Origin of the sequence: Methyloglobulus sp., assembly GCF_046714055.1 — a bacterium.
Classification (GTDB): domain Bacteria; phylum Pseudomonadota; class Gammaproteobacteria; order Methylococcales; family Methylomonadaceae; genus Methyloglobulus.
This window is the reverse complement of the sequence record NZ_JBKKBJ010000048.1, coordinates 1-4,396: the sequence shown is the minus strand read 5'-3', so window position 1 is coordinate 4,396 and position 4,396 is coordinate 1. Positions and strand designations below refer to the sequence as shown.

Sequence of the window (4,396 nt, the reverse complement as noted above, 5' to 3'; positions counted from 1 at the left end):
AACGGGCTATTCCCGATAAATGCTCCAATGCTCGGCGCGGCATAACGGGAGAGGTGCATATTTTGTAACTTTGTAGCCCATGAAGCAACGCGAAATACGGGAATTTATAACCCTGGATTCCACTACGTTTCATCCAGGCTACCTTGCTAAATATTGGGCAGTAAATATGATTAAAAATGCAGATCAAACAATTCGACAATACGCAAAGATTTCAGAGATTCCGTTAAAACAAGCTTTAGAAGGTTTGAAAAACTCTGGATTTAATTGCAATGCGGATGATGCAGTTAATCATAAAATGCGTAAGGTATTATCAACTTATTTTCGAAAACGGCAAAGCACACCGGAAGGACAAAAAGAAGCGGAAAAGTTAAAGCGTCGAAAAGATGAGCTAAAGAACCAAAAAATAGCTAAAGCTCTTTTGTTAAAACAACAAAAAGCTGATGAGCTAGAACGACAAAAACCAGCCCTAATTGAAAAGTTCAAAAGCCTAATAAGAAACCCAAAATCACGAAATGGGAAAATAGAGCTTTTGCTTGGTTTATGTTGTGAATTAATTCCTGCAGACATAATTTTTAGAATAAATAATGCCTGCATAAATAAATCATTTCAGATTACTCAATGGCAGGTTGACGACTACGGTCTTATTAGAGAACCGAAGCAGCAAGTTAATATGAACACTCCGCAGAATGGCTTCATCATTATTTATACCCCTCATAAACAATACCTTCCACTTTCCATCGAACAATTTATTAGTGCTATCAAGCATTATAAAAAACATAATCGCTATACTGCTGCATTGATAGAAACTATTTATTTTTTATTAAGCCATGAAGAAGATTATTTAATTTTTGAAATTTATAAAAAGCTACATATTGTCGGTGAATTATTCGTTGATATGGGTGCAATAGATAAAGCCATACAACTTTATAAAATTGATGAAAGTTTCTTTAGCAACCCCAACAACTTAAGTTTATTGGCAAACAAGTCAATTCAATCCGGTAATTTGGATGACTCAGTTAAGTTAGTGAGTAAGCTAATAAAACAAGAACCTTATCACCCTACCATACCTTCACTTCAAGCTGAAATTAAACGACTTGAACAAAGACATCGGTTAAAAGCGACATTTTCAATTGATTTTTCTAAAGTAAATGAATTATCAGGTGTAGAGTTTGAAAACTTGCTCATGGATAAATTCGTCGCACTGGGGTTCAGAGTCGAATTAACACCAAAAACAGGCGATTTTGGCGCCGACTTGATTGTTGAAAATCACGAAGGTAGTCGTATTATTGTGCAATGCAAGCGATTTAAATCGAAAGTTAATCTAAAAGCAGTTCAGGAAGTTATCGGTGCTATAGGGCATTATGCAGGTGACATGGGAATAGTAATTACTAATAACTCATTTCTGAATAGTGCGGTTAAATTAGCTGAGACCCATGATATTGAATTGTGGGATGGTGATAAGCTTGTCAGTTTTTTAGCGGGTGATTTGTCGTTTTCTCAGACTTTTTAATAAATTAAAAATCTTAGCAATATCACAATACCTTCGACCTAACTCAATAAATCTTATAGTTTTCGATTGATAGGTTTATTATGATCTCTTGATCTATAGTCTTTATGGTGCAATGGAAAATAATGGATGATCGTCAAGATATTCTTAATGATTTTGCGAGAAGATCACTGCGATGTACCGCAGATCAAGACTATATCGCAGCACGAATGAGCTTTAAGGCAAGACTAAAAGAACCATTTCTATGGTCTAGTCTTCATGCGATAGAAAAATATTTAAAATCTATATTGCTATTTAATGGTGTAGATGCCATCCATAAAAACGAGATAAAGAAAAGTAATGATAGGTTGGGTCACGACATTGTTAGCGCATTAGATCGAGTTAAAGGAATAAAAGGATTTGAATTTACATTTACTAATCGTTCGGAATCATTCATCAGCTATTTAAATGAGTACGGAACAAATAGATATTTTGTATATTCATCCAGTATAGGTGGGGCTGATCTCGATAATCTTGATCACACCATCTGGCACATTCGAAGATATTGCTTTGACATAAATATCGAGTATTCAGAAGGTATTTTTCCTTATCGTGACAAGGCCTATTTTGGACAGTATGAGACGCAACCGCACAAATACAAATTACGTGATGGACGTGAAGACGATTTATTGGAAAAAATCATAAAAGACAAGTCGGATGCTTATAGTCATTTAGTTTGGCACAATCAATATTTTGGTCAGCGCAACAAAAAAGCTATAAACAATAGCATTGATTGGTTTTCAATGGAAAACCCAACAGAACATATTACTTATAATGAATTCAAAGTGTTAGAAAATTTTATATATTTTTCTAATGAAGAAAAGAGTTATTTTAAGAGAAAATGACAAGGCCGTAAGTCGTATAAATGTAGATACTGTTAATCGAGTCAAGCACAATGAAAGTTAGGGTTGAAAGGTTGTTGTGATTTAAGGACACCAAAGGCCACGTGGATAAGCTTACGCATCATTGCGCCGATGATCAGTTTGGGTGGTTTGCCGGATGCGGCCAAACGTCCCTTAAAGCATTTCCCCAGGCGGTCTTGTGGAGCGTGACCATTGCGGGCATGTAAAGGGCTTTGCGCAAGAAGGCATGGCCGACCTTGAACAACCTGGGCTTGCCCTTTACGCTGCTGCCCGATTCGTGATGCCTTGGGTCAAGTCCCGCGAACGCGGCGGCTTGCCGACTGTTGGCGAAACGGCTGGTGTCGGCATAGAACGCCAGGATAACCGGGATGGTGCGTTCGCCCAGCCCTGGGATGGTGCCGGGCAATTCGCGTTGTTGTTTCAGGTCGGGGTGGTTGCCGATGTGGGCGTTGATGGCCTGGACCAGGCGCTTTATTTCGGCGTCCAGCCAGTCCAGGTGGTTTTGGATGTTGTCCCTCACGGCATCGCGGGACACGTCCAGGCGCAGCACCAGCGCCCGCAGGGTCAGTTCGGCTTCGCTGGGGGCTTGCCAAGGGGGGGATTGCGCTCGGCGCAGAAGTTGGCAATGAGCCTTGCATCGACGGCATCAGTCTTGGTGCGGGCCAGGCAGGAGGTGCTATAAGCCTTGATTTGGGCAGGGTTGACCACGCTGACCGTCAAGCCGTCACTGGCCAGGAATTGGGCGATGGCCTCCCAATAAATGCCCGTCGCCTCCATGCAAACGTGGGTTTCGGTGGCGTCGTGCGTGTCTAACCAAGCGGCCAGAAGGGCAAAGCCTTCCGGCGAATTGGGTGCCGCCTTGGCGCGGAACTTACCGTTGGGAAGGCGCAGCGCACAGTCCAGCTTAGCTTTGGCGACATCGATACCGAGATAAAAATGTGTCATGATAAAACCTCAAATGATTAGCAAGCTGCTTCAGCCGAGCGAAGCCAAGCACCAGATCGTGGCCCGATGGCAATGGCGGCCACAAGCAAGCGCATCGGTAGCGTATCCAACCGAAATCGGCGGTTAAACCGATAGGCGAATGCCGCCAGATAGCGCGACGCGTACTTTGCGAAACCGAAGGCATGATAAGCGCCGCCCAGGCTGGTCTTGAGGTTGCCAAGTGCCGTGTTGAGCCAAACGAGTTCCGGCAGGCCTTTGGGTTTACGGCCACCCACGATGACCGCTTGGTGTTGGCAACTTGCCCCAGTCACCGCAGCAAAACAAGCCAAGCCGTCGGAAAGCACGGCACAACCTGGAGCCAAGTGGGTCTTAGCCCAGTCGGAAATGGCCTTATTGGTAAAAGCCGGTACGGCGCTTAGCTTGATCCGCAACGGATGCCCGCCCTCATCGAACGACAGCGCAGCAACAAAAGGTGTCTTGTTTTCCGGACCCCGCCCCGCTTTGCCGCCGCTGAGTTCGCCGCCCAAGTAGGCATCATCGACCTGGACATGACCGGACAGCGTATAGCGGGCTTCGCGCTCCACCATCGACTGCACCAGCTTGTGCTGGACCAACCATGCCGTGGGACAACTGACACCCAGCAACCGCTTTAGCGCCGGCGCCGACAAGCCGGTCTTGGCTTGGCTGATGAAGTCAACCGCCAGAAACCAAGCCGTCAGCGGCGGCTTGGTGCTTTGGAAGAGCGTCCCGGCGATGGGCGACGTTTGGTGCCGGCACGCTTGACATTGGAACGCTTGGTGTGCCCCAACTTTAAATATACTGTGACCCTTGTGGGCACAGCGGGGACAGGCAAAACCTTGAGGCCAACGTGCTTGCTTTAATCCTGCCTCACCTTGTGCTTCGGTACCGAACTGCTTGAGAAACTCAGGCATCGACAAGCCCGGTTGGAATTGTATGCGATTCATCGACATGACACGACCCTCCCAACTAATTGATTGGCCTTCAGCTTACGCCTTTCAGTAGGGCATAGCTGAAGTATCTT

Annotated in this window: 3 protein-coding genes and 1 pseudogene; 2 read left to right on the top strand and 2 right to left on the bottom strand. The window is 45.0% G+C overall.

The annotated features are described in order from the left end of the window. Window positions 1-79 precede the first annotated feature (79 nt). Together ACLQ6D_RS02900 and ACLQ6D_RS02895 are read left to right on the top strand one after the other, a co-directional pair. The gene (locus ACLQ6D_RS02900) at window positions 80-1,510 is read left to right on the top strand and encodes a restriction endonuclease (protein ID WP_411725765.1); all 1,431 of its coding nucleotides are present in this window, start codon (window positions 80-82) and stop codon (window positions 1,508-1,510) included. 122 nt (window positions 1,511-1,632) lie between these two features. Continuing rightward, entirely contained in the window at window positions 1,633-2,391 is a 759-nt protein-coding gene (locus tag ACLQ6D_RS02895) for a hypothetical protein (protein ID WP_411725764.1), read from the top strand. 41 nt (window positions 2,392-2,432) lie between these two features. Here ACLQ6D_RS02895 and ACLQ6D_RS02890 read toward each other — a convergent pair. Further along, a pseudogene (locus ACLQ6D_RS02890) lies at window positions 2,433-3,354 on the bottom strand (IS110 family transposase). Window positions 3,355-3,371: 17 nt separating this feature from the next. Further along, a complete protein-coding gene (locus tag ACLQ6D_RS02885; RefSeq protein ID WP_411725763.1) occupies window positions 3,372-4,325 on the bottom strand; it encodes an IS1595 family transposase in 954 nt (317 codons plus the stop codon). Window positions 4,326-4,396: the final 71 nt, after the last annotated feature.